Genomic DNA, 26442 nt, shown 5'->3' on the forward strand with positions numbered 1-26442 from the left:
TCTCAACCACTGTGTGTACCGAAAGTAATCCTACGATCACTGCCTTGCGAGGCCGATGACAGAATCGCCACCTTTCGCCACCCCTTCGGATGAACCTTTCCGCACCCACACGCGATTCACTTGACCCGGGAGACGAGGCAGCGCGGCCGGCCCCGGCACGGATCACCGGTTGCCCGCACCCTCGACCGTCACCGTACGCAGTGCGATCGTAACCACCAGCACACGGGACCCGTTGGAGGGGGCATGGGCTTCACGATCGGCGCCATCGGCAGCGGCATCCGGGACCGGCGGGAGATCCGCGAGTTACGCCCCGGGGGGCGACGGCGCGCCCGCGCCTCCGACTGCACGGCCGTGGCGGAGTACACGGGGTTGTGGGGCTGGCCGGTGGTGCCGGGCGCCCGGGCGGTGCGCCACGCCGGCCGCACCCGGTGCTCGTGCGGCGCGGAGCGCTGCGCCGCTCCGGGCGCGCACCCGCTGGACGGGGCGCGGGAGATCCCGCCGGGCGCCACCGTGGACGACGCGGTCGCGGCCTGGACCGCCACGCCGGGCGCCGCGCTGCTGCTGCCGGCCGGCCGGGCCTTCGACGTGCTGGAGGTGTCCGAGTCCGCGGGGCGCCGGGCGCTGGTGCGGCTGGAGCGGATGGGACTGCCGCTCGGCCCGGTCGCGCTCACTCCGCACGGCCGGGTCTGGTTCCTGGTGGCTCCGGGCGCGGCCCGGGAGCTGCCGCAGTTGCTCTACCGCATGGGGTGGGACGACACCGGGCTCGATCTGCACTGCCTCGGTGAGGGCGACCACATCACCGCACCCCCCTCCGACCTCGGCGGCCTGGGTCCGGTGCGCTGGCTGCGCGGCCCCGCGCTGGACGGGGCGCCACGGCCCCCCGAGGCGCGGCTGCTGCTGGGCACGCTGGCCTATGTGAGCCACCGCTCGGCCGCCTGAGGGCGCGCGCCCCGCCACGCCGCCGGCCGGGGTGTGCCGGACGGTGCCGGCCGCCCGGCGGGGTACGTCCGGCGCACCCCGGCCGGCGCCCCGGACACGGCGGTGGCCCCGGTCGTGCCGGGACCACCGCCGGGGCGCGTCACTCCGCGCCGATCAGCGCGTCGACGAACGCCTCCGGCTCGAACGGCGCCAGGTCGTCGGCTCCCTCACCGAGGCCGATCAGCTTCACCGGTACGCCCAGCTCGCGCTGGACCGCCACCACGATCCCGCCCTTGGCGGTACCGTCCAGCTTGGTGAGCACGATGCCGGAGATGTCGACCACCTCCGCGAACACCCGCGCCTGCACCAGGCCGTTCTGGCCGGTGGTGGCGTCCAGCACCAGCAGCACCTCGTCCACCGGGCCCTGCTTCTCCACCACGCGCTTGACCTTGCCGAGCTCGTCCATGAGGCCGGTCTTGGTGTGCAGCCGCCCCGCGGTGTCGACGAGCACCACGTCGGCGCCCTCGTCGCCGCCCTCCTTGACGGCGTCGAAGGCGACGGAGGCCGGGTCCCCTCCCTCGGGGCCGCGGACGGTGCGGGCACCGACCCGCTCCCCCCAGGTCTGCAACTGGTCGGCGGCGGCGGCGCGGAAGGTGTCGGCCGCGCCGAGCACCACCGACTTGCCGTCGGCGACCAGCACCCGGCCGAGCTTGCCGGTGGTGGTGGTCTTGCCGGTGCCGTTGACGCCCACCACCAGCACCACGCCGGGCCGGTCCACCCCGCCGCGCGGCTCGGTGTGCACCGTACGGTCCAGGTCCGGGCCGACCAGGGTGAGCAGCTCCTCGCGCAGCAGGCCCCGCAACTCCTCCGGGGTGCGGGTACCGAGCACCTTGACCCGTTCCCGGAGCCGTTCCACCAGCTCCTGGGTCGGGGTCACCCCGACGTCGGCGCTGAGCAGCGTGTCCTCGACCTCCTCCCAGGTCTCCTCGTCGAGGTGCTCCCGGGAGAGCAGCGTGAGCAGGCCCTTGCCCAGGGTGTTCTGGGAACGGGCGAGGCGGGCCCGGAGCCGCACCAACCGGCCGGCCGAGGGTTCCGGCACCTCGACGGCCGGGGCCGGCGGGGCGGCCGGGGCCTCGGTGACGGCCTCCGCCTCGGCCTCCGGCAGTCCGACCTCCTCGATCGTCCTGCGCGGCTCCTCGAGAGCGGCCTCGGCTTCCTCTCCGACGTGCGGTTCGGCGGGCGGTGCGGTGGTGGTGGGGGCGGCGGACTCGGGCGGCTCCGCGGCCTTCTTCCTGCGGCCGCTGATCACGAGCCCGCTGAGCGCGCCCAGCGCGAGCACGCCGATCACCACGGCAAGGATGATGATGTCCATCGGTGCCTTTCAGACGAGAACCACCGGCTGGCGCCGGTGGGCGCGTTGTGCGGACCGTCCGTCCGCGGGCGCGGACGGGCTACGGCCCTCGCGGGGCCGCCGGAGCGGCCGGCCGGTGCGCCTCCGCCGTACGGGGAGCGGCAGCGGCACGGGCCAGTATCCCAGAAGCCCGCCGGCCGGCTCGTGAGGTGCGGTGCCCCGGGCACAGCGCTGCCCCGGCTCTCCGTGTGAGCCGGGGCAGCCTGCATGCGAGGAGCGGGCAGCGGGGATTCAGCCCATCTCCTCCAACGCCTTGCCCTTGGTCTCCGGCACCCACTTGAGGATGAACGGGATCGAGAGCAGGGCGAAGGCCGTGTAGAACACGTAGGCCCCGGAGAGGTTCCAGTCGGAGAGGCTCGGGAAGGTCACGGTGATCAGCCAGTTCGCCACCCACTGAGCCGCGGCGGCGACGCCGAGAGCGGCGGCGCGGATGCGGTTCGGGAACATCTCGCCGAGCAGCACCCAGACCACCACGCCCCAGGAGAGGGCGAAGAAGAGGACGAAGGCGTGCGCGGCGACGAGGGCGACGTTGCCCTGGAGGGCGGGGAGGGTGATGTCCGCGCCGGTGCCGGACGTGTAGGAGAACGCCCAGGCGGCGAGGCCGAGCGAGACCGCCATGCCGATCGAGCCGGTCAGCGCCAGCGGCTTCCGGCCCACCCGGTCGACCAGCAGCACGGCGATGACCGTACCGACGATGTTGATGATCGAGGTGGTGAAGCTGTAGAAGAACGAGCTGCTCGGGTCGATGCCGACGGACTGCCACAGCGAGGAGCTGTAGTAGAAGATCACGTTGATGCCGACGAGCTGCTGGAAGACCGAGAGCCCGACACCGACCCAGACGACGGGCAGCAGCCCGAAGCGCCCGCCGAGCAGGTCGCGCAGGGACGAGGTGTGCTCGCTGCGCATGGCCTGGTCGATCTCCGCGACCCGGGCGTCCAGGTCGACGTCCTCGCCCTCCACCTCGCGGAGCACCTCGCGCGCCTCGGCGGTGCGGCCGGCCGAGATCAGGTGGCGCGGGGACTCCGGGATGGCGAAGGTCAGGAGCCCGTAGAGGACCGCGGGGATCACCTCCACGCCGAGCATCCACTGCCAGGCCTCCAGCCCGGCGAGGGAGCCGCGCTGCTCACCGTCGGCGAGGTTCAGGATGCCCCAGTTGGTGAGCTGCGAGACGGCGATGCCGATGACGATGGCCGCCTGCTGGAAGGAGGCGAGCCGGCCGCGGTAGGCGGGCGGCGCCACCTCGGCGATGTAGGCGGGGGCGATCACGGAGGCCATGCCGATCGCGACCCCGCCGAGGACGCGCCAGAAGGCGAGGTCCCAGAGGGTGAAGGGCAGCGCCGAACCGATTGCGCTGGCGGTGAAGAGGACGGCGGCGATCTGCATCACGCGGATGCGCCCGAGGCGGTCCGCGAGACGGCCGGCGGTGGCGGCGCCGAGGGCGCAGCCGATCAGGGCGGCGGCGATGACCTGGGCCAGCAGTTCGGAACCGACGGCGTAGCGGCCCCGGATCGCCTCGACGGCGCCGTTGATCACGGAGCTGTCGTAGCCGAAGAGGAAGCCGCCCATCGCGGCGGCGGCGGCGATGAAGACGACATGGCTGAGGTGCTGCGGCCGGGCGGCCCGGGCCTCCGGCTGCACCCGCGGCGCGGTGCTGGTCACGGTGCTCTCCTGCGGTGCCCGGCGGCGATGCCGGGCTCGGGACCTCACCTCCGTCCGGTGCACGGAAGAGCCCGCCACCAGTTGAAGGTAAAAACGACGTTGCAGAGACTATGCCTTCAAGTGTCGAAGTCAATAGGGGGAGAGCGCCGGATTCTCGCGCGCGCGAGCCACGCCACGGCCTAGTCGTGTTCAGGATGTGAAGAAGTTAACGCCGACGTGGCGAACGGGTGGAGCTCAACTCAGCCGCTGGCTGATCACCTTCGAGACGCCGTCACCCTGCATCGAGACCCCGTAGAGCGCGTCGGCGACCTCCATCGTGCGCTTCTGGTGCGTGATCACGATGAGCTGGGAGCTGTCCTTCAGCTCCTCCATGATCCGGATCAGCCGCTGCAGGTTGGTGTCGTCGAGCGCCGCCTCGACCTCGTCCATCACGTAGAACGGGCTGGGGCGTGCCTTGAAGATCGAGACCAGCAGCGCCACCGCCGTCAGCGAGCGCTCCCCGCCGGAGAGCAGGGACAACCGCTTCACCTTCTTGCCGGGCGGGCGGGCCTCCACGTCGACGCCGGTGGTCAGCATGTCGTCGGGGTCCGTCAGCACCAGCCGGCCCTCGCCGCCGGGGAAGAGCCGGGAGAACACGCCCTCGAACTCGCGCGCCGTGTCGTGGTACGCCTCGGTGAAGACCTGCTCGACCCTCTCGTCGACCTCCTTCACCACCTGGAGCAGGTCGGCCCGCGTCTTCTTCAGGTCGTCGAGCTGCTCGCTGAGGAACTGGTGCCGCTCCTCGAGCGCCGCGAACTCCTCCAGCGCCAGCGGATTGATCTTGCCCAGCTTCTGGTACGCCCGCTCGGCCGCCCGGAGGCGCTTCTCCTGCTCCGCACGCACGAAGGGCACCGGTGTGTTCCGCGGGTGCTCCGGATCCTCCGGCAGTTCCTCGCCCTCGGCCGGCGGCGACGGCGGCACGGGCTGGTCCGGCCCGTACTCCGCGACCAGCACGCCCGGCTCCACGCCGAGCTCCTCCAGCGCCTTCGTCTCGAGCTGCTCGACCCGCAGCCGCTTCTCCGCCCCCAGCACCTCACCGCGGTGCATCGAGTCGGTCAGCTTGTCCATCTCGTCCTTGAGCTCGCGACCGGCGTCCCGCTCGGCGGCCAGCGCCTGCTCCCGCTCCGTCTTGGCGCTCTCGGCGCCCTCACGTTCCTCCTGCGCCCGTACCAGCGACGCCTCCACGTACGCCAGCAACCGGCGCGCACCGGCGGCCACGGCCGCCGCGACCTCCGCCTCCCGGCGCAGCCGGGCCCGCCGGGCCTCCGCCCGGGCCCGCGCCTCCCGCTCGGCCCGTGCGCCCCGGTCCAGGGAGTCCGCCCGCCCGGCAAGGCCCTTCACCCGCTCCTCGTGCGTACGGACCTGGAGGCGGGCCTCCATCTCGGTCTGCCGGGCGTTGGCGCCGTCGGCGGCCAGCCGGTCCCGCAGCGAGGTGTCCGGCTCGCTCTCCTCCTCCTGCGCCTCCTCGGCGACCGCCAGCCGCTCCGCCAGCTCCTCGGCCTCCTGCCGGGCGCGCTCCAGGGTCTCCTCGGCCCGCGTGACCGCGGCGGCCGACCGCTCGGCCTCCTCCGCGGCCGCCCGTGCCTGACCGCCGAGCCGGCCCAGTCGCCCGGCGACCTGCGACTTCTCCCGGTCCGCCGCGGACCGGCGGGCGCCCAGCTCCTCGACCTCCGCCGTGCAGCCACGGCGCCGCTCCTCGGCCCGCCGCTGCGCCTCGGCGGTCTCGGCACAACGGGTGCCCAGCTCCTCCAGCCGGGCGGCGGCCTCGTCCACGGCGGCCTGCGCCTCCAGCAGGCTGGGCGCGCCGGCCGAACCGCCCTGGGCGAAGTGCGCGCCCAGCAGGTCGCCCTCGGCGGTGACGGCGACGGCAGCCGGGTCCGCGGCGACCAGTTCCTCGGCGTCCTCCAGCGTGGGGACCACGAGGACGCGGTCCAGCAGCGCACGGACCGCCGTCCGCAGGCCCGGGGGCGCCGTCACCAGGCCCGCCGCGGCGGGCCACCGCGGGCCGCCCGCGCTCCCGGGGGTGCCGGCGGGACCGGAGGGTCCGGTGACGTCACCGGGGGCGCCCTCGGTGACCCCGGAGGCCCCGGGGCCCGGCGCGGTCTCCCCTCCCCCGGGCCCCGCAGCATGGCCGGCCGGAGAGCCCGCCGCCCCGGAGCCCGCTGCGTGGTCCGGAGCGGGCCGGCTCACGGTCGCGAGCCCCCGGTCGTCCTGCGGTCCCGTGCCGCCGGGCCCGGCGGCACGGGCCTCCTGCGCCGCGTCCGGACCGGGCTCGGCGAGCAGCAGGGCCGCACGACCCGCGTCGTGCTTGCGCAGCAGACGGAAGGCGTCGGCAGCGGTGGCCGGGTCCGCCACCGCCAGCGCGTCCGCGGCCGCCCCCAGTGCGGCGGCCACCGGCACCTCGTACCCCGGCGCCACACCGAGGAACTCGGCGGCCGGCCCGAGCAGGCCGGTGAGCCGGTCCCGGGCGCCCAGCAGCGCGTCCGTGCCGTCCTTGCGGCGCAGTTGCAGCGCGAGCGCCTCGTGCCGCGCGGCCGTCGCGGCCCGTTCGCGCTCCGCCGACGTGGCCGCGTCCCGGGCGGCGGTCAGCTCCGCCTCGGCCTCCGCCAGCGCCTGCTTCGCCGCCTCGTGCGCCGCGGCCAGCTCCGCGTCCCCGGCGTCCAGCCCGTCGACCTCGGACCGCAGCGTCTCGTACTCCTGCTGCGCCTCCTCCGCCCGGTGCAGGGCGTCGTCGCGGGCGGCGGTCAGCCGGTCGATCTCCGCCTGTGCCGAGGCGGCGCGGCTCCGGGCGGCGTTGACCTGGCCGTTCAGCCGGGCCAGCCCCTCGCGGCGGTCGGCCAGGGCCTTGGCCGCGTCCCGCAGCCTGCGCTCCTCCTCGTGCAGCCGGCGTTCCAGCTCCGCCCGGTGCGCGACGGTGTCCTCGAGCGCGCGGGAGGCCGCCTCGAGCGCGGCCTCCAGCTCCGCCTCCTGCTCGCGGATGCGCCGGGCCTCCCGCTCCATCTCCTCCGGGTCGCGGCCCCGCCGTTCCTCCTCCTGCGGAGCGCCGGCACTCTTCACCCGGGCGTCCGCCAGGCTGACCGTGCCGCGCACCCGCTCGGCGAGCTGCGAGAGCTCGTACCAGGTCTCCTGGGCACGGCGGAGGCGCGGGGTCAGGGTCCGCACCTGCTGCTCCAGGTCCGCCTCCCGCCGGAGGGCCTCCTTCAGCCGGGCCTCCACGGCCTGCTTGCGTTCCTTGAGCGCCGCCTCGTCCGCGACCTCGGCGCGCAGCGCCTCGCGCAGGGTCACCAGGTCGTCGGCGAGCAGCCGGAGCCGGGCGTCCCGGAGGTCGGCCTGGATCACCTGGGCCTTCCGGGCGACCGCGGCCTGCCGACCGAGCGGCTTGAGCTGCCGCCGGAGCTCGTCCGTCAGGTCCTGTACGCGCGCGAGGTTGGCCTGCATCGCGTCGAGCTTCCGCAGCGCCTTCTCCTTGCGCTTGCGGTGCTTGAGGACACCGGCGGCCTCCTCGATGAAGGCCCGGCGGCCGGTGGGGTCGGCGTGCAGGACGCCGTCGAGCTGCCCCTGCCCCACGATGACGTGCATCTCCCGTCCGATACCGGAGTCGGAGAGCAGTTCCTGGATGTCGAGCAGTCGGCAGGTGTCGCCGTTGATCTGGTACTCGCTGCCGCCGTTGCGGAACATGATCCGCGTGAGGGTGACCTCGGAGTAGTCGATGGGCAGCGCGCCGTCGGCGTTGTCGATGGTCAGCGAGACCTCGGCGCGGCCGAGCGGCGGACGCCCGGTCGTGCCGGCGAAGATGACGTCCTCCATCTTGCCGCCGCGCAGCGACTTGGCACCCTGCTCGCCCATCACCCACGACAGGGCGTCGACCACGTTGGACTTGCCCGAGCCGTTGGGGCCTACCACGCAGGTGATGCCGGGCTCGAAGCGCAGCGTGGTGGCGGAGGCGAAGGACTTGAACCCGCGCAGGGTCAGGCTCTTGAGGTGCACGCCGTCGGACTCTACCTCCCGGCCCTCGCCCGTCGCCCTCGTTCACGCCGCGGGCCGGAGCGCCGTGGTGTTCGCCGTGGTGTTCGCCGCGGTCCCGGGGCGGGTTCCGGGGCGGGTTTCGGGACGGGGGGCGCAGGGCACATCAGACGGTAAGCAGTCGGGAAACACTCCGTAGCAGGGGACCCGAGCCACGCCGGAGGAAGCAGGGGGCGCCGAGGGAAGCGGAAGGATGGACCACCCCTGCAACGACGAAGGGACGCCGAAGCGTCCCTTGAATTTCCTGAGCGGTTGACTGTCGCGACAGCCCGACCGGCCGGGTGGGCCGATCAGGTCAGCGCAGGCTCCGCCTTGGAAACGTCGATGCCTTCGAGCAGCGAGTCGCCGCCGTGACGACGTGCGGCAGCCGACAGCGCGTCGTTCTCGGCCTGGATCCGAACGAGCTCGGATTCGAGGTCCTGGACGCGCTGCTGAAGCCGTCGCATCTCGGCGAGGACTCGGGGGTCGGAGCCGCCGACGTAACCGAGAAGCGCCTTTGCCATGATGGATGGTCCTCCACACTGAATGACCGACCGGAGCGGTGTGGGTCGTGAGGGAATCGCACCCGCGGTGTCTGCTCTGTACTTGTCTTCAGGGTCAAACAGTTAAGGTGCGCGGGGCTTCCAGAATCTCACCAAATGGTTTGGCGGTCAACACGATCACGCTCCGGTCCCCCGGGTGGCCCTGCCTCGACGGCCGCGGCGGCCGGAAGCGGCGTCCCGTGGGAGCCCGCGGAGATCACTTGTGCGGGAAGCCTTGCACGCCCGGCCGCAAATGGCAACCAGTTGTTGCACACGTGCGCTCACCGGATCTCGAAGCCGTCGTAGCCGCCCCGGGGCGGCATCCAGATCTCCGTGACGCCGTCGACCGTCCCGGGCGTGTCGCCGTTCCGCAGCCACTCCAGCAGTCGCTCGCAGCGGGCCCGCTCCCCCTCGGCCACCACCTGGACGCGGCCGTCGCGCAGATTGACCGCGAACCCCTCCAGGCCGCCGATGCCCAGCGCGGCCGCCCGGGTGAACCAGCGGAAGCCCACCCGCTGCACCCGCCCCCGCACCCACGCCGTCATCCGGGCCGCCCCGGCGCCCGTGGCCTCTCCGGGGCCCGCGGGGGGCGCGGCGCCCCGGGCGGGAGCGGGCCGCGCGGCCGCCGGGGGGCGTTCCCCGTCCTCGTCCGTCCTCGTACGCATCCCCGCACGCTATCCGGACAAATGACCGGGAGACTCACGGGCCCTCCCGTCCATGCCGTAGTCTCCCCGGTCAATGGAGTCACCCGGACGGGTGAGTGCCCCCCGAGCATGTGAGGACAGCAGAGATGGGCCGCCATCGACGCGCCACTTCCGTCGCTCCCGAACCCGTGGTGTCCGGCCGGCACGGCGCCGGACGGCACGCCACCGCACGGCACGGTGCCGGACGGCACCGCGGAACCCACCGCAAGCGGAACGCCGCCCCGGTGCGCACCGGCCTGCTGGGCGTCTCCGCCGCGGTCGCCATGGGTGCCGTCGCGGTGGCCTCCGGGCTGATTCCCGGCCCTTCGGGCACCTACACGGTGGGCGACCCGGGCGGCCCGGGCGACCGCATACGCGCGGGCGGCCCCACCGGTCTGGACGCCCAGGGCGGCAGCGCCTCCCCCTCGGCCCCGGACAGGGGCACCAGCGGCGCCGACCGGGACCACCGGCGCTCCACCGCCCCCTCGGCCTCCGCCCCGTCCTCCTCCGCGGCCGACCCGTCCCGCAGCGCCGAGCCGGACGCGAGCGAGCGCGAGAAGACGCCGGAGTCCTCGCAGCAGCCCTCGAGGACCACCTCCCCCAGCCGCGAGAAGAACACCGGCGGCAGCGACGCGAGTCCGGACGGGAACGAGCGCACGGACACCTCGGAGGATCCCGGCCGCACCCGGTCGGCCACGCCCGGCGGGGACGGCACCGGCGGCAGCCTGGACGCCGAGACGGCCGCCGAGGCCCGGGTGCTGAAACTGGTCAACCAGGAACGCGCCCAGGCCGGCTGCAAGCCGGTGACGGCCGATCCGGACCTGGCCGAGCTGGCCGGGGACTACAGCGCGGAGATGGCCGACCGCGGCTTCTTCTCCCACACCTCACCGGACGGCGAGACGCCCTGGGACCGGGCCGAGGAAGCGGGGATCGACAACCTGGGCGGCGAGAACATCGCCCGCGGCCAGGCCGACGCCGAGGCCGTCATGGAGTCCTGGATGAACAGCCCGGGACACCGTGCCAACATCCTCAACTGCGACTACCGGACGCTGGGTGTGGGGGCGCACTTCGCCGAGGGCGGGCCGTGGTGGACGCAGAACTTCGGCTTCTGAACGGGCGCTGGCAGCGGGGGCAGAAGTAGCTGGAGCGGTTCATCCACGGCCGGCGACGCAGGGGTGTGCCGCAGCGGCGGCAGGGCTCGTCCTCGCGCCCGTACGCGTCCAGGGAGCGCTCGAAGTAGCCTGACTCGCCGTTGACGTTGACGTAGAGGCTGTCGAAGCTGGTGCCGCCGACCGCGAGGGCGGCGGCCATCACCTCCCGGAGGTGGGAGACCAGCTCCGCGGTGCGCTGCCGGGTGAGGGTGGCGGTGGGCCGGTCGTAGTGCAGCCGCGCCCGCCACAGCGCCTCGTCGGCGTAGATGTTGCCGACACCGCTGATCAGGGACTGGTCGAGCAGCGCCCGCTTGACCGTGGTCCGGCGGCGGCGGAGCGCTGCGTGGAAGGCGTCCTCGTCGAAGCCGGGGTCCAGCGGGTCCCGGGCGATGTGCGCGATCACGTCGGGGACACCGTCGGCGGTGTCCGGGTGCAGTGAGAGCCCGCCGAAGGTGCGCTGGTCGACGAAGCGCAGCTCGGCGGGGGGCACCGGCGGGGCGGCGTCGGCGGTGTTCTGCCAGTCGTCCGGACCGGCCGGTGTCGCCGGATCCGCCCCGGCGGACGGCTGCGGGCCGGGAACCGGCCGGGCGCCCGGGCCGGGCACCGCGGGAGTCCCGGCCGTGTCCGCGGCCAGGTGCCCGGCAGTGCCTGCCGCCGGGGCCCCGACGGTGTCTGCGGCCGGCGTGGCGGCGGTGTCTACGGCCGGCGTGCCGACGGTGCCTGCGGCCGGCGTCCCGGCCGCGGGCTCCGCCAGCCGTATGCGTACCCGGAGGTGCCGCTCGTCGGGCGCGCCCGCGGGCTGGACCAGGAGCTGGCCGCTCATGCCGAGGTGGGCGAGGAGCGAGGTCCCGGTCCCGGCCACCGGCACCCAGAGGTACTTCCCGCGGCGCCGCGGCGCCCCCAGTACGGCCCCGGCGAGGCGGTCCGCGAAGTCCCGCCCGCCGGCGGCGTGCCGCCGCACGGCGCGCGGGTGCAGCACGGCCACACCGTCGACGGCCCGGCCGGCCACCCAGCGCTCCAGGCCGCGCCGTACGACCTCCACCTCGGGCAGTTCGGGCACCTGGTTCTCCTGGGAACGGGTCGGTCGGCGCGGTGTGGGGCGGGGCGGGCCCCGGCCCCCTCAGGAGGCGCCGGGGTCGCCCGGGTCGCCGGGGGCCGGGCTGGCCGCCGCGGCGTCGCCGTCGTCGGCCCGTGCGTCGGCCGCCGTACGGATCGCCCGGTAGGCGGCCTCCGCGGCCTGCTGCTCGGCTTCCTTCTTGCTGCGGCCGGTGCCGGTGCCGTACGCGACACCACCGACGCGGGCTGCAGCCGTGAAGATCTTCTCGTGGTCCGGGCCGGTCTCACTGACCGCGTACTCGGGCACGCCGAGGGCCTCCGCGGCGGTCAGCTCCTGGAGGCTGGTCTTCCAGTCGAGTCCGGCGCCGAGCCCGGCGGACTTCTCGATCAGCGGATCGAACAGGCGGTGCACCAGCTCGGAGGCCGCGTCCAGACCGCAGTCCAGATAAACCGCCCCGATCACCGCCTCCAGGGTGTCGGCGAGGATGGAGGCCTTGTCGCGCCCGCCGGTGCCCTCCTCGCCCCGGCCCAGCCGGACGAAGGAGCCCAGTTCGAGCCCGCGCGCCACATCGGCGAGGGCCCGGGAGTTGACCACGGCCGCCCGAAGCTTGGCGAGCTGTCCCTCGGGCAGGTCGGGGTGCGTGCGGTAGAGCGTGTCGGTGACGACCAGGCCGAGTACCGAGTCGCCGAGGAACTCGAGACGCTCGTTGGTGGGCAGCCCGCCGTTCTCGTACGCGTACGAGCGGTGCGTCAGCGCACGCACCAGAAGGGCGGACTCGAGCCGATAGCCGAGCCGCCCTTCCAGAAGCGCGAGGGACGAGGCCGCGTCCACCAGGTCCGCCGGTGCCGCCTCGTGCGGCGTCGTGGCGTCTGACATGGAGCGAGTCACCCGCCGATCAGACCTCGAGGACCTGACGCTTGTTGTAGGTGCCGCAGTTGGGGCACGCGATGTGCTGCTGCCTGGGCTCCTGGCACCGCTCGCACTTCACCAGGGTCGGGACCGCAGCCTTCCACTGCGACCGGCGGTGGCGCGTGTTGCTGCGCGACATCTTCCGCTTCGGAACGGCCACGGCTACTTCTCCTGCTTCCCGTCGGCGTCCGGTCCGGCGCCGCTCTGATCGTCCTTCTCGCCGTCCCGGATGGTCTCGGCGAGTCCCTGCAGTGCCGCCCAACGGATGTCGACGGCGTCTTCGTGCCGGTGCTCCGGATCGTCCGCCAGCCGCGCCCCGCACTCGGGGCAGAGACCGGGGCAGTCCTCCCGGCAGACCGGCTGCAGCGGCAGTGACAGCACCACCGCGTCCCGCAGCACGGGTTCGAGGTCGAAGAGATCGCCCTCGAGGAAGAACCTGTCCTCCTCCTCGGCGTCGTCGCCGGTGTCCGCGGGGCGGCTCCGGTCGTCGGCGTCGGGGTAGGTGAACAGTTCCTGGAAGTCCGCCTCGGCGTGCTGCTCCAGCGGCTCCAGACACCTTACGCACTCCCCCCGCAGCGGCGCACGGGCGGTGCCCGTGACGAGCACCCCCTCCATGACCGACTCCAGGCGGAGGTCCAGCTCCACGGCCGCGCCCTCCGGCACCCCGATGAACTCCACACCGAGATCCTTCGGCGCCGGCACCGTGCGGGAGAGCTCCTTCATCGCACCAGGCCGCCGCCCCAGCTCGCGCGTGTCGAACACGAGGGGGGCACGGTGGTCGAGGGGGGCGTTCAGGGCTTTCCTGCCTTCGGTCGTTCTGCGGGTGGTGCCGGGTACTGCTGCGAGCCGCGCTCCGCCGTCGCACCGCCGGGGCGCCGGCGGCCGTCGGAAACGGCCGTCCGGGCAGCCTGCAGTGCGGACAGGCGCGACCGAAGAGCCAGGATACTGGACGGGGCGCCGCGCACCCAATCGGGAGCCCGCGCCCCGCGGGGACGGTGACGGCTCAGCCGCGGTGACCGTACCCCTGGCCGCCGTATCCCTGCTCGTACTGCCGCACCTGGTCCAGGTCGATCATGCCGGTGTCGAAGAAGCTGGTCTCGTCCAGCGAGGCGGGCTGCTGCCGGCCGGGGCCGTACCCGGGGTCGTAGCCCTGCTCCGGCAGCCCGCCGTACCCCTGGTCCTGCGGGCCCTGCCCGTAGTACGCGTCCCGGGGCGCGGCCTGCGGGACGGCGTACGGCTGCTGCGCGTAGCCCCCGGCGTAGCCGTCCTGGCCGCCCGGGTATCCCTCGTGCTGGGCGTAGGCGGGCTGCTGCGGCGCGTAGTACGGGTCGGGCGCCTGCTCCGGCCCCGGTGCGGCGGGGGCCGCGGCCGGGGCGGTCTCCGCCAGACCGGCGAGATAGTCGGCGTAGTCCGTGTCGCTGGTCTGCGGCTGCGGTTCGCCGGCCGCGTCCTGCGCCGTCAGGTGGGCGCCCAGTTCGTCGACCGGGCGGTGGCCCAGCAGCTTCTGGCGGCCCCGGCCGACGGCCTCCAGGGTCTTGGTGAGCACCGCCGCGACCGAGCCGAGCCGGGCGTCCACGTAGGTGTCCGCCCGGTGCCGCAGTTCCTCGGGGTCGGCCGTCCGCTCCGGGGCGTCCTCGGCGTACCCGGCGTCGTGCAGGTCGGCGCCGGGACCACTACCGAGCAGCTTCTCCCGGCCGCGCTCCACGGAGCCGATGGTCTTGCTCAGCACCACCTCGAAGTTGGCCAGCTTGCTGTCGACGTAGTCGTCGGCCTCGGCCCGGATCTCCTCGGCCTCCTGGCGGGCTCCGGCCAGGATGCGGTCCGCCTCCTGCTGCGCGCCGCGGGCGATCTCGGTGCCCGAGACGAGGGCCTCGCGCTCCGCCCGCGCGTTCTCGATGATCCGCCGGGCCTCCTCCTGGGCGTCGGCGACCATCTGCTCCCGGCCGCCGAGCAGTTCCTGCGCCTGCGCGAGCGACCCCGGCAGCGCCTGGCGGACCTCCTCGAGCATGGCGAGCAGCTCGGCCCGGTTCACCACGCAGGAGGCCGACATGGGCATCGAGCGCGCACCGCCCACGGTCGCCACGATCTCGTCGAGTCTCTGCTGTACGTCCACGGGGGTGACTGTACGGCCCCGGGGCGCGGCCGGGACAGCCGATGCGGGAACCGGCCGCCGCGCGGGCGACGGCCGGTACTCCGTCAGCGGGAACGCAGCCGCTCGGAGAGCGCGGCGAGCACCGGTTCCGGCACCAGGTGCGAGACGTCGCCGCCCCAGGCGGCGACTTCCTTGACCAGGCTGGAGGAGAGGAAGGAGTACGTCGGGTTGGTGGGCACGAAGAGCGTCTCCACCCCGGAGAGCCCGTTGTTCATCTGGGCCATCTGGAGCTCGTAGTCGAAGTCGCTGACCGCCCGCAGGCCCTTCACGATGGCCGGGATGTCGTGCTGCTTGCAGTAGTCCACCAGCAGGCCGTGGAAGGCCTCCACGTGGACGTTGCCGTACTCGGCGGTCACCTGGCGGATCAGGTCCATCCGTTCGTCGACCGAGAAGATCCCCTGCTTGGACTTGTTGATCATCACGGTGACGTGGACCTCGTCGTAGAGCTTCGAGGCCCGCCCGATGATGTCGAGATGCCCATTGGTGATGGGGTCGTAGGACCCCGGACAGACGGCGCGACGCACTGGCCTTTCCTCGCTCTCCGGACTCAGCATGACTGGGAAGTAACTTCCCGCACGGCGGCGCGACCGTACCAGAGCGTTCCTTCGCCGTACCGACGGGACCGGAGCCCCTCGAAACCGTCGGGCCAGCGGAATTCGCCGCCTCGGGTGCTGCGCTCCACGGTGGCGAGCGCGGCCGGGGTGAGCCACCCTTCCGAGCGGAGTGTGAGCAGGATCTCGCGGAGATCGTCGTCGCCGACGGCGTACGGCGGGTCCAGGAACACCACGTCGTACGGCTCCGCGGGCGCGGGCCCCGTGGCGAGCTGCTCGGCCCGGACGGCGCGTACCTCGGCGCCGGGCAGGGCGAGGGAGCGGACGTTGGCCCGGATGGTGCGCACGGCGCGGGCATCCGACTCGACGAGCAGCACGTGCGCGGCCCCGCGGGAGAGCGCCTCCAGGCCCACGGCGCCCGAGCCGCCGTACAGGTCCAGCACCCGGAGGCCCTGCCATCCGGTGGGGCCGCCGAGCTGGGCCTCCCAGCTCGAGAAGAGGCCCTCCCGGGTACGGTCGGAGGTGGGGCGGGTACGGGTGCCCGGGGGCACCGTCAGCCGTCGTCCGCCGGCCGCGCCGGCGATCACGCGCGTCATGGGCTTGCAGGTCCTTCGTCGCGGGCGGTGCGGCGTCCGCACGGCCGCCGCACCTCCACGATATGGCGTGTCCGGGGCTCAGCCCTTGTCCAGGTACTCCGCCCGGTCCTTGTCCAGCAGTGCGTCCAGGGCGGTGCGCAGCTCCGGGTGGTCCGCGAGTGCCGGGTCGGCGTCCACCAGGGCGGTGGCCTCGGCGCGGGCAGCGGCGATGACCTCCTCGTCGTCGATGACGGCGAGCATCCGCAGCGAGGACCGCACCCCGGACTGGGCCTGGCCGAGCACGTCGCCCTCCCGGCGCTGCTCCAGGTCCACCCGGGAGAGCTCGAAGCCGTCGAGGGTGCCGGCGACGGCCGTCAGCCGCCCTCGGGCCGGGGAGCCCTCCGGCATCTCGGTGACCAGCAGACACAGCCCGGCGGCGCTGCCGCGGCCCACCCGGCCCCGGAGCTGGTGGAGCTGCGAGACGCCGAACCGGTCCGCGTCCATGATCACCATGACGGTGGCGTTCGGGACGTTCACCCCCACCTCGATCACGGTGGTCGCGACCAGCACGTCCAGCGCGCCCGCGGCGAAGTCCCGCATCACCGCGTCCTTGGCCTCCGGCTGCATCCGGCCGTGCAGCTCCGCCACCCGCAGGCCCTTCAGCGGCCCGGTGGTGAGCTGCTCGGCGACGTCCAGGACCGCCAGCGGCGGGCGGCGCTCCGCGCTTCCGTCCGTCCCGCCGCCGGGGCCGCCGGGGCCGTCCCCCGCGGCGTCCCGCGGCCCGCCGGCCGCGCCGCCGGCTCCGGCGCCGGCGCTCCCGTCGCGCTCGGCGCTCTCCTCCTCGTCACCGATCCGCGGACACACCACGTACGCCTGGTGCCCGGCCTCCACCTCCTCCCGCACCCGCTCCCAGGTGCGGGCGAGGAAGTGCGGCTTGTCGGCGGCCGGCACCACATGGCTGGCGATCGGCGAACGGCCGGCCGGGAGCTGGGTCAGCACCGAGGTCTCCAGGTCCCCGAAGACGGTCATGGCGACGGTGCGCGGGATCGGGGTGGCCGTCATCACCAGCAGGTGCGGGGGCCGCTCGGCCTTGGCGCGCAGCGCGTCGCGCTGCTCCACCCCGAAGCGGTGCTGCTCGTCGACGACGACCAGCCCCAGGTCGTGGAACCTCACCTTGTCCTCGATCAGGGCGTGGGTGCCGACGACGATCCCCGCCTCCCCCGTGACCAGGTCCAGCAGCGCCTGGCGGCGGGCGGCCGCGCCCATGGAGCCGGTCAGCAGCACCACCCGGGTGCCCTGCTCGGCGCCGCCCAGCAGGCCGCCCTCGGCCAGCTCGCCCATCATCCCGGTGATCGAGCGGTGGTGCTGCTGGGCCAGCACCTCGGTGGGCGCCAGCAGCGCCGCCTGGCCGCCGGCGTCCACCACCGCGAGCATGGCGCGCAGCGCGACCAGGGTCTTCCCCGAGCCGACCTCGCCCTGGAGCAGCCGGTGCATCGGGTGGTCGGTGGCGAGGTCCGCCAGGATCTCCCGGCCGGTCTCCTGCTGGCCCTCGGTCAGCTCGAAGGGCAGCCGGGCGTCGAACGCGTCCAGCAGGCCGTCCCGTACGGGCGTGCGGGGCACGGCGGGCTGCTGGGCGTCGTCGTACCGGCGGCGGGCCAGGGCGACCTGGAGCACGAACGCCTCGTCCCACTTCAGCCGGTCCCGGGCGGCGGCGATGTCGGCCTTGGAGCGCGGGCGGTGCACCTTGCGGAACGCCTCGGGCAGGGTGAGCAGCCCGCGCTGCTCGCGCAGGGACTCCGGCAGCGGATCGGCGAGCTGCGCCCAGCCGGTCGCCTCCATGGAGGAGAGCACCGTCTCCACGGCCTGCTCGATGTGCCAGGACTCCACCTGCCGGCAGGCGGGGTAGAGCGGCAGCAGCGCCCCGGCGAACCGCTCCACGGTCTCCCGGTCCGACTCCTCGTCCAGCAGCTTGAACTCGGGATGGGCGAGCTGGAGCCGGCGGTTGAAGACGCCCACCTTGCCGGCGAACATGCCGCGCCGTCCGGGCAGCAGCTTCTGCTGCGCGCCGTAGACGGCCCGGCCGAAGAAGACGAGCTGGAGCCGCCCGCCGCCGTCGGTGAGCGTGACCTCCAGCCGCCGCCCCTTGCCGCGGTTGAAGGAGTGCACGCGGGCGTCGGCGACCCGGGCGACCACGGTGACGTGCTCGTCCAGCGGCAGGTCGGTGAGGCGGGTGAGCTCGCCACGCTCGGCGTACCGCCGGGGGTAGTGGTGCAGCAGGTCGCCGACGGTGTGCAGGCCGAGCTGCTCGGCCATCACCTTCGCGGTGTTGCCGCCGAGGACCTTCTTCAGGGGTTCGTCGAGCGAGGGCACGCCCCCATTGCACACCATGGCGGTGACAGCGCCGTGCTCCCGACCCGCGCTACTCGACCCCGATCAGCAGCGGCACGGCCCCGCGGCGCCCCTCGTAGACCACGGTGTCGACCCCGAGATGGCCCCGGCGCACCTGTTCCTCCAGCCGCTCCGCGAGGCCGTCCGGGGCGTGGTCGCCGGTCACCAGGGTGACCAGCTCGCCGCCGGCGGCCAGCATCCGGGTCAGGACCTCGCCGGCGACCCGGCCGACGTCCGCCCCGATGACCGCGACGTCGCCCTCCACCAGGCCGAGCACGTCCCCGGCCTGGCAGACCCCCGCCGTCGTCCAGGACTCCCGCTCCGCGACGGTCACCTCGCCGTAACGGGTGGCCCCGGCGGCGGAGGTCATCGCGACCACGTCCTCGTCGAAGCGGCGGTCCGGGGTGTGCACGGCCAGTGCCGCGATCCCCTGCACCGCGGCCCGGGTGGGGATCACCTCGGCGCGGACGCCGGTGGCGCGGGCCCGTTCGGCGGCGCGGGCGGCGACGCCGTGCAGCTCGGGGTCGTTCGGCAGCAGTACCAGCTCCTGGGCGTGGGTCCGCAGCAGCGCCGCGGTCAGCGCGTCCGAACCGGGAGGGCCGCCGGGGTCCGCGGGGCCGCCCGCACCCGGCGGGCCGGCCGGCTCGTCCGCCCGTACGACCGTGGCGCCGGCCTCCGCGCAGAGCCCGGCCAGCCCGTCGCCCCGCACCACCGCCACCACGGCCCGGGTGCGCGGGGCGCCGGCGCCGCAGCCCTCGCCGAGGTGCGTGACCCGGATCCGGTGCGGGCGCCCGGCGACGACGCCGGCCTCCACCGCGGCCCCGGCGTCGTCGGTGTGCACGTGGACGTTCCACAGCCCGTCGCCGCCGATGACGACCAGCGAGTCGCCGAGCGCGTCCAGGGTCGCGCGCAGCGTGCCGACGGCGGTGTCCCCGGCGTCCAGCAGGTACATCACCTCGTACGCCGGGGAGGTGCGGCCCGGCGGTTCCGGGCCGGCGGGAGCGTACCCGGCAGCCGGAGCTCCCGGGGCGCCCGTGGCGCCCTCCCGGGCGGCCGTCCCGGCCGGGACGTCGCCACCGGCCGGCTCCCCGGAGCCGGGGGCGGTCGCGGCGCCGTCCGGCGGGGGCGCGGAGGCGTCCGTGGCCGTCGCCCCGGCGAGGGTGTCGGCCAGCGCCTCCAGCACGGCGACCAGTCCGCGCCCACCGGCGTCCACCACCCCGGCGCGGGCCAGCACGCCGAGCTGGTCCGGGGTGGCGGCGAGTGCCGCACGGGCGCCGTCCCGGGCGGCGGCCGCCACCCGGGCCGCGTCGCCGTCCGCGCGGTCCGCGGCGTCGGCGGCGGCGTGTGCGACGGTCAGCATGGTGCCCTCCACGGGGTGGGCCACCGCCTCGTACGCGGCGTCCGCGGCACGGCGCAGCGCCCGCCGCAGCAGCGCGGCACCGTCCGGGGCCGCGCCGCCGGGGGCCGCCTGCTCGCCGGAGACGGCGGCCGGCCCGGAGGCCGCGGCGCTTCCGGAGCCGGCGGCCCGCACGCCCGCGGCGGCCTCCTCCGCGGCCGCCGCGGCGTAGCTCTGGGCCATGCCGCGCAGGAGCTGCGCGAGGATGGTGCCGGAGTTGCCGCAGGCGCCCAGCAGCGCGCCGTGGGCAGCGGCCCGCAGCGCGTCCCCACCGGTGGCGTGGTCGTCGCCGTCCAGGGCCCGGGCGGCGGCCTCCACGGTGCGGCAGAGGTTGCTCCCGGTGTCGCCGTCCGGCACGGGGAAGACGTTGATCGTGTCGATCTCCGCCCGGCCCCGCCGGAGCGCGGCCAGCGCGCGGGTGCACCAGGTCCGTACCGCGTCGGGATCGAGCGTGTGCGGCACGGGGACCTCCTCGGGCGGTGCGGGCGGGTGGTGGCTGCATGGTAGTTTCGCTGTTCGAGAGCGGTCGTTGTATGCTGCTCCGGTTGCCCGACATGCTCGGGCACACCAAGTCCCTGGCACTGCCGGTCAGCTCTGATCTTGCGAGGTCTGATCCTGCGAGGCCGGGATTCACCGTAAGCGCATCTGAAGTCTTTGGAGTGACCCGTGGCTGCCAACTGCGACGTCTGCGGCAAGGGGCCGGGCTTCGGCAACAACATCTCCCACTCGCACCGCCGCACCCCGCGCCGCTGGAACCCCAACATCCAGCGGGTGCGTGCCGTGGTCGGAGGGACGCCGAAGCGGCTCAACGCCTGCACCTCGTGCATCAAGGCCGGCAAGGTCTCGCGCTGACGTCAGCGCGGCCACCCGCCGGTCGCCGAGCCGGTCCGCCCCCGGGGCGGGCCGGCTTTGTCGTGTGCGCACGCGGCGGGCAGGGGTGAGGGACCGGCGCCGCCCGCGACCGCCGGGTGTCCCGGTCCGGTCGGGGCCGGACCGGGAGAACCGCCCGGTCGGGGCCGGAGCGCCCGGCCATGCCCGGGCGCGGGGGCGCGGGTTCACCCCGCGTCCCGGCCGCCCTCCGGTACGCCGTCGCCCCCCTCCGGCCCGGCACCGGTCAGCCGCCAGCCGTGCGCGACCGGACCGACACCCTCGCCGAGCGCGAAGCCGGCCGCGATCGCGCCGGTGACGTACTCCTTCGCCGCCGCCACGGCCTCCGGCACCGGCAGGCCCCGCGCCAGCCCGGCGGCGATCGCCGCGGCCAGGGTGCAGCCGGTGCCGTGGGTGTGCCGGTTGTCGTGCCGCGGCGCCCGCAGCCAGTGCTCCGTCGTGCCGTCGGTCAGCAGGTCGACCGCGTCGCCGGGGAGATGGCCGCCCTTGATCAGCGCCCACCGCGGCCCGTGGGCCAGCACGGCGGCCGCGGCCTCGCGCAGCTCCGCCTCCTCCCGTACCCGTACGCCGGTGAGCTGGGCCACCTCGTCCAGGTTGGGCGTGGCCACGGTCGCCAGGGGCAGCAGCCGCTCCCGTACGGCGTCCAGGGCCTCGGGCGCGAGCAGCGGGTCACCGTGCTTGGAGACACCGACCGGGTCGACCACCACGGGCGCCCCTGCTCCGTGCAGCAACTCCGCCACGGTCTCCACCAGCGCGCCGGAGGAGAGCATCCCGGTCTTCACGGCCTGCACGCCGATGTCCTCCACGACGCTGCGGAACTGCGCCCGCACCGCCTCCACCGGAAGTTCCCAGGCGCCCTGCACGCCGCGGGAGTTCTGCGCGGTGACGGCGGTCAGCACGCTCATGCCGTGGGTGCCGAGCGCCAGCATGGTCTTCAGGTCCGCCTGGATGCCGGCGCCGCCGCCGGAGTCGGAGCCGGCCACGGTCAGGACGCGGGGTGGTGTGCGCATGCCTACGAATCTAGCGCCGCCCCGGTGCCGGGGGCGCGGCCGGGCGCCGGTGCGGCTCACAGCTCCAGGGCGTCGCCGAAGTGGTCCCAGCCGCCGGTCCTGTCCCAGGGCGCCCCGTCGACCGTCACCTGCGGCAGCGCGGAGGGGGCGAGCACCCGGCCGATGACGCGCCAGCGCGCCGGCAGCTTCTGGTCCGCCGGGAAGGTTGCCACGATCGCGTGATCCTCGCCGCCGGTGAGTACCCACTGGAGCGGGTCGACCCCGACGGCCTGCCCGATGTCGGACATCTGCGCGGGCACGTCGAGCCGCGCCGACTCCACGTCGATACGGACCTTGCTGGCCTCCGCGATGTGTCCGAGGTCGGCGACCAGCCCGTCACTGACGTCGGTCATGGCGGTGGCCCCGAGGGCGGCGGCGGCCGGCCCGGCGTGGTACGGCGGTTCGGGCCGCCGGTGCGCCTCCACGAAGGCGCGGGGCGAGCGGAAGCCGCGGGAGAGCACCGCGTGCCCGGCGGCCGACCAGCCGAGCCAGCCGGTCACGGCCAGCAGGTCGCCGGGCCGGGCGCCGCCGCGGGTGACCGGTTCCTGGTTCCGCAGGTCGCCGAGGGCGGTGATGGACACGGTGATGGTGTCGCCGCGCACCACGTCGCCGCCGACCACCGCCGCGGCCGCCACCTGCGCCTCGTCGCGGATGCCGTCCATGAGCTCGGTGGGCCAGTTCACCGGCAGTTCGGCGGGGACCACCAGGGCGAGCAGCAGCGCCGTGGGCACGGCGCCCATGGCCGCCACATCCGCGAGGTTCTGCGCTGCGGCCTTGCGGCCCACGTCGTACGCTGTGGACCAGTCCCGGCGGAAGTGCCGCCCCTCCAGCAGGACGTCCGTGGTGGCGACCACCCGGCGGTCCGGGGCCGCGACGACCGCGGCGTCGTCGCCCGGGCCGATCCGTACGGCGGGCGTGGTGGTGAGCCGGGAGGTCAGCTCCCGGATGAGGCCGAACTCCCCCAGTTCGGCCACGGTGCTGGGCGCGGGAGGGCGCCCCCCCGGAGAAATCGGCATGCTTCAAGCCCCTTCACGTTCCGGCCGCCACGTCCCGACGGCCGATCCGGCGGCCACGTCCCGGCCGCCGCGTTTCCGACGACGTCAACCTGCTGTTCCGGGCCGCCTCGCGGGTCTCCCCGGTGCGGGCGGCGACGCGGTACCGTGGCGTCCCCTTCTCCCCCATGATCCTCGTAGCCGCCCTGGAGGTTCCGTGGTACAGGCGTACATCCTGATCCAGACCGAGGTCGGCAAGGCGTCGACCGTCGCCGACGTGATCGCCAAGATCCCGGGGGTGATCCAGGCCGAGGACGTGACGGGGCCGTACGACGTGATCGTGCGCGCGCAGTCCGACACCGTGGACGAGCTCGGTCGCCTGGTGGTCGCCAAGGTCCAGCAGGTGGACGGCATCACCCGCACCCTGACCTGCCCGGTGGTCCATCTCTAGCTCCCCCGTATGCTCGCCCGGTGAGTTCCGCATCCGCCTCGCGCCGTGCCCCCCGCCGGGCGTCCGCCGTGCCGGTCGCTCTGGCCGTCGCGCTCGCGGGCTGTTCGTCCGCCTCCTCGGACGGCGGTACGGGCCCGGCGGCCCCCAGTCCCTCCGGCGCGGCCGCGGGGGCCTGCCGTGCGCTGGACGGGGAGCTGCCGCGGCGCGTCGACGGGCAGGAGCGCCATGCGCCCGGCACCGCGCCGGAGTACACCGCCGCCTGGGGCGATCCCGCCGTCGAGCTGCGCTGCGGTGTGCCGCGGCCCGAGGTGCTCTCGCCCGGGAGTGAACACTACAACCCCACCTCCGACGCCGCGGAGGTGAACGGGGTCTCCTGGCTGATCGAGGAGCGGGAGGACGGATACCGCTTCACCACGACGGAGCGCAGCGCGTACGTCGAGGTCACGGTGCCGGGGGCGTACGCCCCCGAGATCGGGGTGCTGACCGAGCTGGCCGCGGCGGTGAAGACGGTGCCGCCCCGCGGGTGAGCCCGCCGGGAGCGTCCCGCGCCGGATCGGGGACGCTCCCGGGACCGGCGCCTCAGCGGAGGCCGGTGCTGCGGCGGAGGGCCGCCTGGATCAGCCGGTCGATCAGCTCGGGGTAGCTCACCCCGGTCTCCTGCCACATCCGCGGGTACATGGAGATCGGGGTGAAGCCGGGCATGGTGTTGATCTCGTTGATCACGAACTCCCCGTCCTCGCGGAGGAAGAAGTCCGCACGGACCAGCCCCTCGCAGGACATCGCCTCGAAGGCCTCGACCGCCAGTTCCCGTACCCGGGCGGTCTGCTCGGCGGTGAGCGGCGCGGGGACGATCCCGGTCGCCGAGTCGATGTACTTCGCCTCGAAGTCGTAGAAGTCGTGCGCGTCCGCGGCCGGGATCTCGGCTGGGACGCTGGCGCGCGGCCCGTCCTCGAACTCCAGCACCCCGCACTCGATCTCCCGCCCGCGCACCTGCGTCTCGACGATGATCTTCGGGTCGTGACGTTGCGCCTCGGCGACGGCCTCGTCCAGGGCTTCCGGGCCGTCGACCTTGGTGATGCCCAGGGAGGAGCCGGCCCGGGCGGGCTTCACGAAGAGCGGCCAGCCGTGCTCGCCCGCCAGATCCACGATCCGCCGGCGGGCGGCGGAGCGGTCCCGCTCCCACTCACGCGGCCGCACGGTGACGTACGGGCCGACCGGCAGGCCGAAGGAGGCGAAGACCCGCTTCATGTACTCCTTGTCCATGCCGGCGGCCGAGGCGAGCACCCCGGAGCCGACATAGGGCACCCCGGAGAGCTCCAGCAGCCCCTGGAGCGTGCCGTCCTCTCCGTACGGGCCGTGCAGCACCGGGAAGACGACGTCCACCTCGCCCAGCGCCTTCGGAACCTGCCCCGGTTCGGTGAGCGTGACCTCACGACTGCCGGGGTCGACCGGCAGCAGCACGCCGCCGGAGTCGGACTCGGCGAGTTGGTCCACGCTGGGGAGCCGCCGGTCGGCGATGGCCATCCGTTCGGGCGCGTCGGCCGCCGGCGCCCAGCGGCCCCCGGAGGTGATGCCGATGGGCAGCACCTCGTACTTCTCCCGGTCGATCGCGCCCAGCACGGCGCCCGCCGTGACCACGGAGATGGCGTGCTCGGAGCTGCGGCCACCGAAGACGACGGCGACCCGTGGCTTGTTCTCGGGGTTCTGGCTGCTCATCGCGACGACTTTACCGCCTCGTCCCCGCGTTCAGACCCCTTCGGCCTTGGCGCTGCGTGCCATGAGTTCCTTGAGCGCCACGAGCGGCGGAGTCCCGCCGTGCACGATGCCCACGACGGTCTCGGTGATGGGCATGTCGACGCCGTGCCGGGCGGCGAGGTCCCGTACGGACAGGCAGGACTTGACCCCCTCGGCGGTCTGCCGGGTGACCGCGATGGTCTCCTCCAGGGTCATGCCGCGGCCGAGGTTGGTGCCGAAGGTGTGGTTGCGGGAGAGGGGTGAGGAGCAGGTGGCGACGAGGTCGCCCATGCCCGCCAGGCCGGCGAAGGTCTGCGGCTCGGCGCCCATGGCCAAGCCGAGGCGGGTGGTCTCGGCGAGGCCGCGGGTGATGAGGGAGGCCTTGGCGTTGTCCCCGAGCCCCATGCCGTCGGCGATGCCCACGGCCAGCGCGATGACGTTCTTGACCGCACCGCCCAGCTCACAGCCGACCACGTCGGTGTTGGTGTACGGGCGGAAGTACGGGGTGTGGCAGGCGGCCTGGAGGCGCCGGGCGACCCCTGCGTCCCGGCAGGCGACGACCGAGGCGGCGGGGCGGCGGGCGGCGATCTCCTTGGCCAGGTTGGGCCCGCTGAGCACCGCGACCCGGTCCGGCCCGGCGCCGGCGACCTCCTCGACGACCTCGCTCATCCGCTTGGCGGTGCCCAGCTCCACGCCCTTCATCAGGGAGACCAGCACGGTGCCCGGGTGCAGCAGCGGCGTCCAGCGGGCCAGGTTCTCGCGGAGGGTCTGGGAGGGGACGGCGAGAACGGTGAACTCGGCGCCCTCGGCCGCACGGGCCGGGTCGGTGGTGGCGCGGACCGCGGCGGGGAGCTCGGTGCCGGGCAGGTAGTCCGGGTTGGCCCGGGTGTCGTTGACCGCCTCGACCAGCTCCGGGCGGCGGCCCCACAGGGTCACCTCGCAGCCGGCGTCGGCGAGCACCATGGCGAAGGCGGTGCCCCAGGAACCGGTGCCGAAGACGGCGACGCGGGTCACGCGCTCTCCCCCTCCTCGGCCGGCTCGGGCCGCGCACCGTGGGCGTGCCGCTCCGCGGAACGGGCGCGGCGCTCGGTGACCGCACGGCGGTGGTCGTAGCGCACCGGCGGGGCGGCCTCCCCGCGGATGCCGGCGAGCTGCTCGGTCACGGCGGCCATGAGAACGTCCGTGACCTCCTTCAGGGTCTCGGCGGTGGGTTCCCGGTCGTAGTACGCGGAGAGGTCGACCGGCGGGCCGGCCTGCACGACGAGCGTCTTGCGCGGGAGGAGCCGGAGCCGCTTCTCCTTGGCGTAGGGCGGCATGGCCAGGTGCGCGCCCCACTGCGCGACGGGGATCACGGGGGCCCGGGTCAGCAGGGCGACCCGGGCGGCACCGGTCTTGCCGACCATCGGCCACAGGTCCGGGTCGCGGGTCAGGGTCCCCTCGGGGTAGAAGGCGACGCACTCGCCCCTGTCCACCGCCTCGACGGCCGCGCGGAAGGCGCCCACGGCGTCCGTGGTCTCCCGGAAGACCGGAATCTGCCCGGTGCCGCGCATGAAGGCGCCGACGAACCCCTTGTCGAAGAGGGAGACCTTCGCCAGGAAACGCGGGACCCGTCCGGTGTTGTACTGGAAGTGCGCGTAGGAGAGCGGGTCGAGATACGAGTTGTGATTGACGACCGTGAGAAAGCCGCCCTCGGACGGAATATGCTCCGTGCCCCGCCAGTCGCGCCTGAAGAGCACCACGAGCAGCGGTTTGAGCAAAACCGCGGCAAGGCGGTACCAGAAGCCGATTCTGCGGCGGGACACCGGGACACCAACTCCTCAGGGGCTTCTCTCGGCCGGTAGGGACAGCCGCACAAGTGTGGCTCCGGGGGGCCACCCTGTCGAGCGCACGGCTGT

At 74.5% G+C, this 26442-nt stretch carries 24 protein-coding genes; 5 read left to right on the forward strand and 19 right to left on the reverse strand.

Features of this window, described 5'->3' with window-relative positions:
* Positions 1 to 243 precede the first annotated feature (243 nt).
* Positions 244 to 939 (forward strand): bifunctional DNA primase/polymerase, encoded by a 696-nt coding sequence (locus HOY81_RS09395; RefSeq protein ID WP_237319797.1) that lies wholly within the window; start codon positions 244 to 246, stop codon positions 937 to 939.
* A 139-nt stretch (positions 940 to 1078) separates the two neighbouring features.
* On the opposite strand, the gene ftsY is transcribed toward HOY81_RS09395, so the two are convergent.
* From ftsY to HOY81_RS09420, 5 genes are all read right to left on the reverse strand, one after another.
* Positions 1079 to 2290 carry a signal recognition particle-docking protein FtsY gene (ftsY, locus tag HOY81_RS09400; RefSeq protein ID WP_237319798.1) on the reverse strand — a complete coding sequence of 404 codons (1212 nt, stop codon included), beginning with the start codon at positions 2288 to 2290 and terminating at the stop codon, positions 1079 to 1081.
* Positions 2291 to 2560: 270 nt separating this feature from the next.
* Positions 2561 to 3988 carry a sugar porter family MFS transporter gene (locus HOY81_RS09405; RefSeq protein WP_237319799.1) on the reverse strand — a complete coding sequence of 476 codons (1428 nt, stop codon included), beginning with the start codon at positions 3986 to 3988 and terminating at the stop codon, positions 2561 to 2563.
* 234 nt (positions 3989 to 4222) lie between these two features.
* A complete protein-coding gene (locus HOY81_RS09410; protein ID WP_237319800.1) occupies positions 4223 to 8014 on the reverse strand; it encodes an AAA family ATPase in 3792 nt (1263 codons plus the stop codon).
* Positions 8015 to 8340: 326 nt separating this feature from the next.
* On the reverse strand, positions 8341 to 8553 hold the full coding sequence (locus tag HOY81_RS09415) for a hypothetical protein (protein WP_237319801.1): 213 nt from the start codon (positions 8551 to 8553) through the stop codon (positions 8341 to 8343).
* A 299-nt stretch (positions 8554 to 8852) separates the two neighbouring features.
* Complete coding sequence (locus HOY81_RS09420) at positions 8853 to 9116, reverse strand: acylphosphatase (protein WP_237319831.1); 264 nt, start codon at positions 9114 to 9116, stop codon at positions 8853 to 8855.
* 245 nt (positions 9117 to 9361) lie between these two features.
* Here HOY81_RS09420 and HOY81_RS09425 point away from each other — a divergent pair, with 245 nt between their 5' ends.
* Positions 9362 to 10366: a CAP domain-containing protein gene (locus tag HOY81_RS09425; RefSeq protein ID WP_237319802.1), complete on the forward strand. Its 1005-nt coding sequence runs from the start codon at positions 9362 to 9364 to the stop codon at positions 10364 to 10366.
* Here HOY81_RS09425 and mutM read toward each other — a convergent pair.
* The 9 genes from mutM to HOY81_RS09470 form a co-directional block, all read right to left on the reverse strand.
* Entirely contained in the window at positions 10284 to 11465 is a 1182-nt protein-coding gene (gene mutM, locus HOY81_RS09430; RefSeq protein WP_237319803.1) for a bifunctional DNA-formamidopyrimidine glycosylase/DNA-(apurinic or apyrimidinic site) lyase, read from the reverse strand. The two genes, HOY81_RS09425 and mutM, sit on opposite strands and share 83 nt — an antisense overlap.
* 60 nt (positions 11466 to 11525) lie before the next feature.
* On the reverse strand, positions 11526 to 12338 hold the full coding sequence (gene rnc / locus HOY81_RS09435; RefSeq protein ID WP_237319804.1) for a ribonuclease III: 813 nt from the start codon (positions 12336 to 12338) through the stop codon (positions 11526 to 11528).
* Positions 12339 to 12357: 19 nt separating this feature from the next.
* Complete coding sequence (rpmF, locus tag HOY81_RS09440) at positions 12358 to 12531, reverse strand: 50S ribosomal protein L32 (protein ID WP_237319805.1); 174 nt, start codon at positions 12529 to 12531, stop codon at positions 12358 to 12360.
* 2 nt (positions 12532 to 12533) lie between these two features.
* Positions 12534 to 13133 (reverse strand): DUF177 domain-containing protein, encoded by a 600-nt coding sequence (locus HOY81_RS09445; protein ID WP_237319806.1) that lies wholly within the window; start codon positions 13131 to 13133, stop codon positions 12534 to 12536.
* A 241-nt stretch (positions 13134 to 13374) separates the two neighbouring features.
* Positions 13375 to 14484 (reverse strand): ATP synthase F0 subunit B, encoded by a 1110-nt coding sequence (locus HOY81_RS09450; protein WP_237319807.1) that lies wholly within the window; start codon positions 14482 to 14484, stop codon positions 13375 to 13377.
* 83 nt (positions 14485 to 14567) lie between these two features.
* On the reverse strand, positions 14568 to 15047 hold the full coding sequence (gene coaD / locus HOY81_RS09455) for a pantetheine-phosphate adenylyltransferase (RefSeq protein WP_237319808.1): 480 nt from the start codon (positions 15045 to 15047) through the stop codon (positions 14568 to 14570).
* A gap of 23 nt (positions 15048 to 15070) precedes the next feature.
* Positions 15071 to 15670, reverse strand: coding sequence for a 16S rRNA (guanine(966)-N(2))-methyltransferase RsmD (rsmD, locus tag HOY81_RS09460; RefSeq protein WP_237319809.1), 600 nt, complete (start codon positions 15668 to 15670; stop codon positions 15071 to 15073).
* Between the two features lie 78 nt (positions 15671 to 15748).
* Positions 15749 to 18037 (reverse strand): ATP-dependent DNA helicase RecG, encoded by a 2289-nt coding sequence (recG, locus tag HOY81_RS09465; RefSeq protein WP_237319810.1) that lies wholly within the window; start codon positions 18035 to 18037, stop codon positions 15749 to 15751.
* Positions 18038 to 18068: 31 nt separating this feature from the next.
* Complete coding sequence (locus tag HOY81_RS09470) at positions 18069 to 19895, reverse strand: DAK2 domain-containing protein (RefSeq protein WP_237319811.1); 1827 nt, start codon at positions 19893 to 19895, stop codon at positions 18069 to 18071.
* A 204-nt stretch (positions 19896 to 20099) separates the two neighbouring features.
* Here HOY81_RS09470 and rpmB point away from each other — a divergent pair, with 204 nt between their 5' ends.
* Positions 20100 to 20285 (forward strand): 50S ribosomal protein L28, encoded by a 186-nt coding sequence (gene rpmB, locus HOY81_RS09475; protein WP_030195073.1) that lies wholly within the window; start codon positions 20100 to 20102, stop codon positions 20283 to 20285.
* Positions 20286 to 20488: 203 nt separating this feature from the next.
* On the opposite strand, the gene thiD is transcribed toward rpmB, so the two are convergent.
* Positions 20489 to 21331: a bifunctional hydroxymethylpyrimidine kinase/phosphomethylpyrimidine kinase gene (gene thiD, locus HOY81_RS09480; protein WP_237319812.1), complete on the reverse strand. Its 843-nt coding sequence runs from the start codon at positions 21329 to 21331 to the stop codon at positions 20489 to 20491.
* 56 nt (positions 21332 to 21387) lie between these two features.
* Entirely contained in the window at positions 21388 to 22386 is a 999-nt protein-coding gene (locus HOY81_RS09485) for a thiamine-phosphate kinase (RefSeq protein WP_237319813.1), read from the reverse strand.
* A 193-nt stretch (positions 22387 to 22579) separates the two neighbouring features.
* Here HOY81_RS09485 and HOY81_RS09490 point away from each other — a divergent pair, with 193 nt between their 5' ends.
* Positions 22580 to 22813, forward strand: coding sequence for an Lrp/AsnC family transcriptional regulator (locus HOY81_RS09490; RefSeq protein ID WP_237319814.1), 234 nt, complete (start codon positions 22580 to 22582; stop codon positions 22811 to 22813).
* Positions 22814 to 22833: 20 nt separating this feature from the next.
* Complete coding sequence (locus HOY81_RS09495; protein ID WP_237319815.1) at positions 22834 to 23340, forward strand: DUF3515 domain-containing protein; 507 nt, start codon at positions 22834 to 22836, stop codon at positions 23338 to 23340.
* Positions 23341 to 23392: 52 nt separating this feature from the next.
* Here the strand turns inward: HOY81_RS09495 and HOY81_RS09500 are convergent, their stop codons facing one another.
* Genes HOY81_RS09500 through HOY81_RS09510 form a run of 3 tightly spaced genes read right to left on the reverse strand, consistent with a single transcriptional unit; the run spans position 23393 to position 26349 of the window.
* On the reverse strand, positions 23393 to 24529 hold the full coding sequence (locus HOY81_RS09500) for a D-alanine--D-alanine ligase family protein (RefSeq protein WP_237319816.1): 1137 nt from the start codon (positions 24527 to 24529) through the stop codon (positions 23393 to 23395).
* A 30-nt stretch (positions 24530 to 24559) separates the two neighbouring features.
* Positions 24560 to 25561, reverse strand: a complete 1002-nt coding sequence (locus tag HOY81_RS09505; RefSeq protein WP_308340969.1) for an NAD(P)H-dependent glycerol-3-phosphate dehydrogenase — start codon at positions 25559 to 25561, stop codon at positions 24560 to 24562.
* The gene (locus HOY81_RS09510) at positions 25558 to 26349 is read right to left on the reverse strand and encodes a 1-acyl-sn-glycerol-3-phosphate acyltransferase (RefSeq protein ID WP_237319817.1); all 792 of its coding nucleotides are present in this window, start codon (positions 26347 to 26349) and stop codon (positions 25558 to 25560) included. Before HOY81_RS09510 ends, HOY81_RS09505 begins: the two co-directional genes overlap by 4 nt.
* Positions 26350 to 26442: the final 93 nt, after the last annotated feature.

The organism is Streptomyces sp. JJ36 (genome assembly GCF_021696945.1).
GTDB lineage: Bacteria > Actinomycetota > Actinomycetes > Streptomycetales > Streptomycetaceae > Streptomyces.

What these genes read in the sequence shown, in the direction of transcription:
- HOY81_RS09395 (WP_237319797.1), top strand. Translation starts at nt 244, where the DNA reads ATGGGCTTCACGATCGGCGCCATCGGCAGCGGCATCCGGGACCGGCGG.
- ftsY (WP_237319798.1), bottom strand. Translation starts at nt 2,290, where the DNA reads ATGGACATCATCATCCTTGCCGTGGTGATCGGCGTGCTCGCGCTGGGC.
- HOY81_RS09415 (WP_237319801.1), bottom strand. Translation starts at nt 8,553, where the DNA reads ATGGCAAAGGCGCTTCTCGGTTACGTCGGCGGCTCCGACCCCCGAGTC.
- HOY81_RS09420 (WP_237319831.1), bottom strand. Translation starts at nt 9,116, where the DNA reads ATGACGGCGTGGGTGCGGGGGCGGGTGCAGCGGGTGGGCTTCCGCTGG.
- HOY81_RS09425 (WP_237319802.1), top strand. Translation starts at nt 9,362, where the DNA reads ATGGGCCGCCATCGACGCGCCACTTCCGTCGCTCCCGAACCCGTGGTG.
- rnc (WP_237319804.1), bottom strand. Translation starts at nt 12,338, where the DNA reads ATGTCAGACGCCACGACGCCGCACGAGGCGGCACCGGCGGACCTGGTG.
- rsmD (WP_237319809.1), bottom strand. Translation starts at nt 15,670, where the DNA reads ATGACGCGCGTGATCGCCGGCGCGGCCGGCGGACGACGGCTGACGGTG.
- recG (WP_237319810.1), bottom strand. Translation starts at nt 18,037, where the DNA reads ATGGTGTGCAATGGGGGCGTGCCCTCGCTCGACGAACCCCTGAAGAAG.
- thiD (WP_237319812.1), bottom strand. Translation starts at nt 21,331, where the DNA reads ATGCGCACACCACCCCGCGTCCTGACCGTGGCCGGCTCCGACTCCGGC.
- HOY81_RS09485 (WP_237319813.1), bottom strand. Translation starts at nt 22,386, where the DNA reads ATGCCGATTTCTCCGGGGGGGCGCCCTCCCGCGCCCAGCACCGTGGCC.
- HOY81_RS09500 (WP_237319816.1), bottom strand. Translation starts at nt 24,529, where the DNA reads ATGAGCAGCCAGAACCCCGAGAACAAGCCACGGGTCGCCGTCGTCTTC.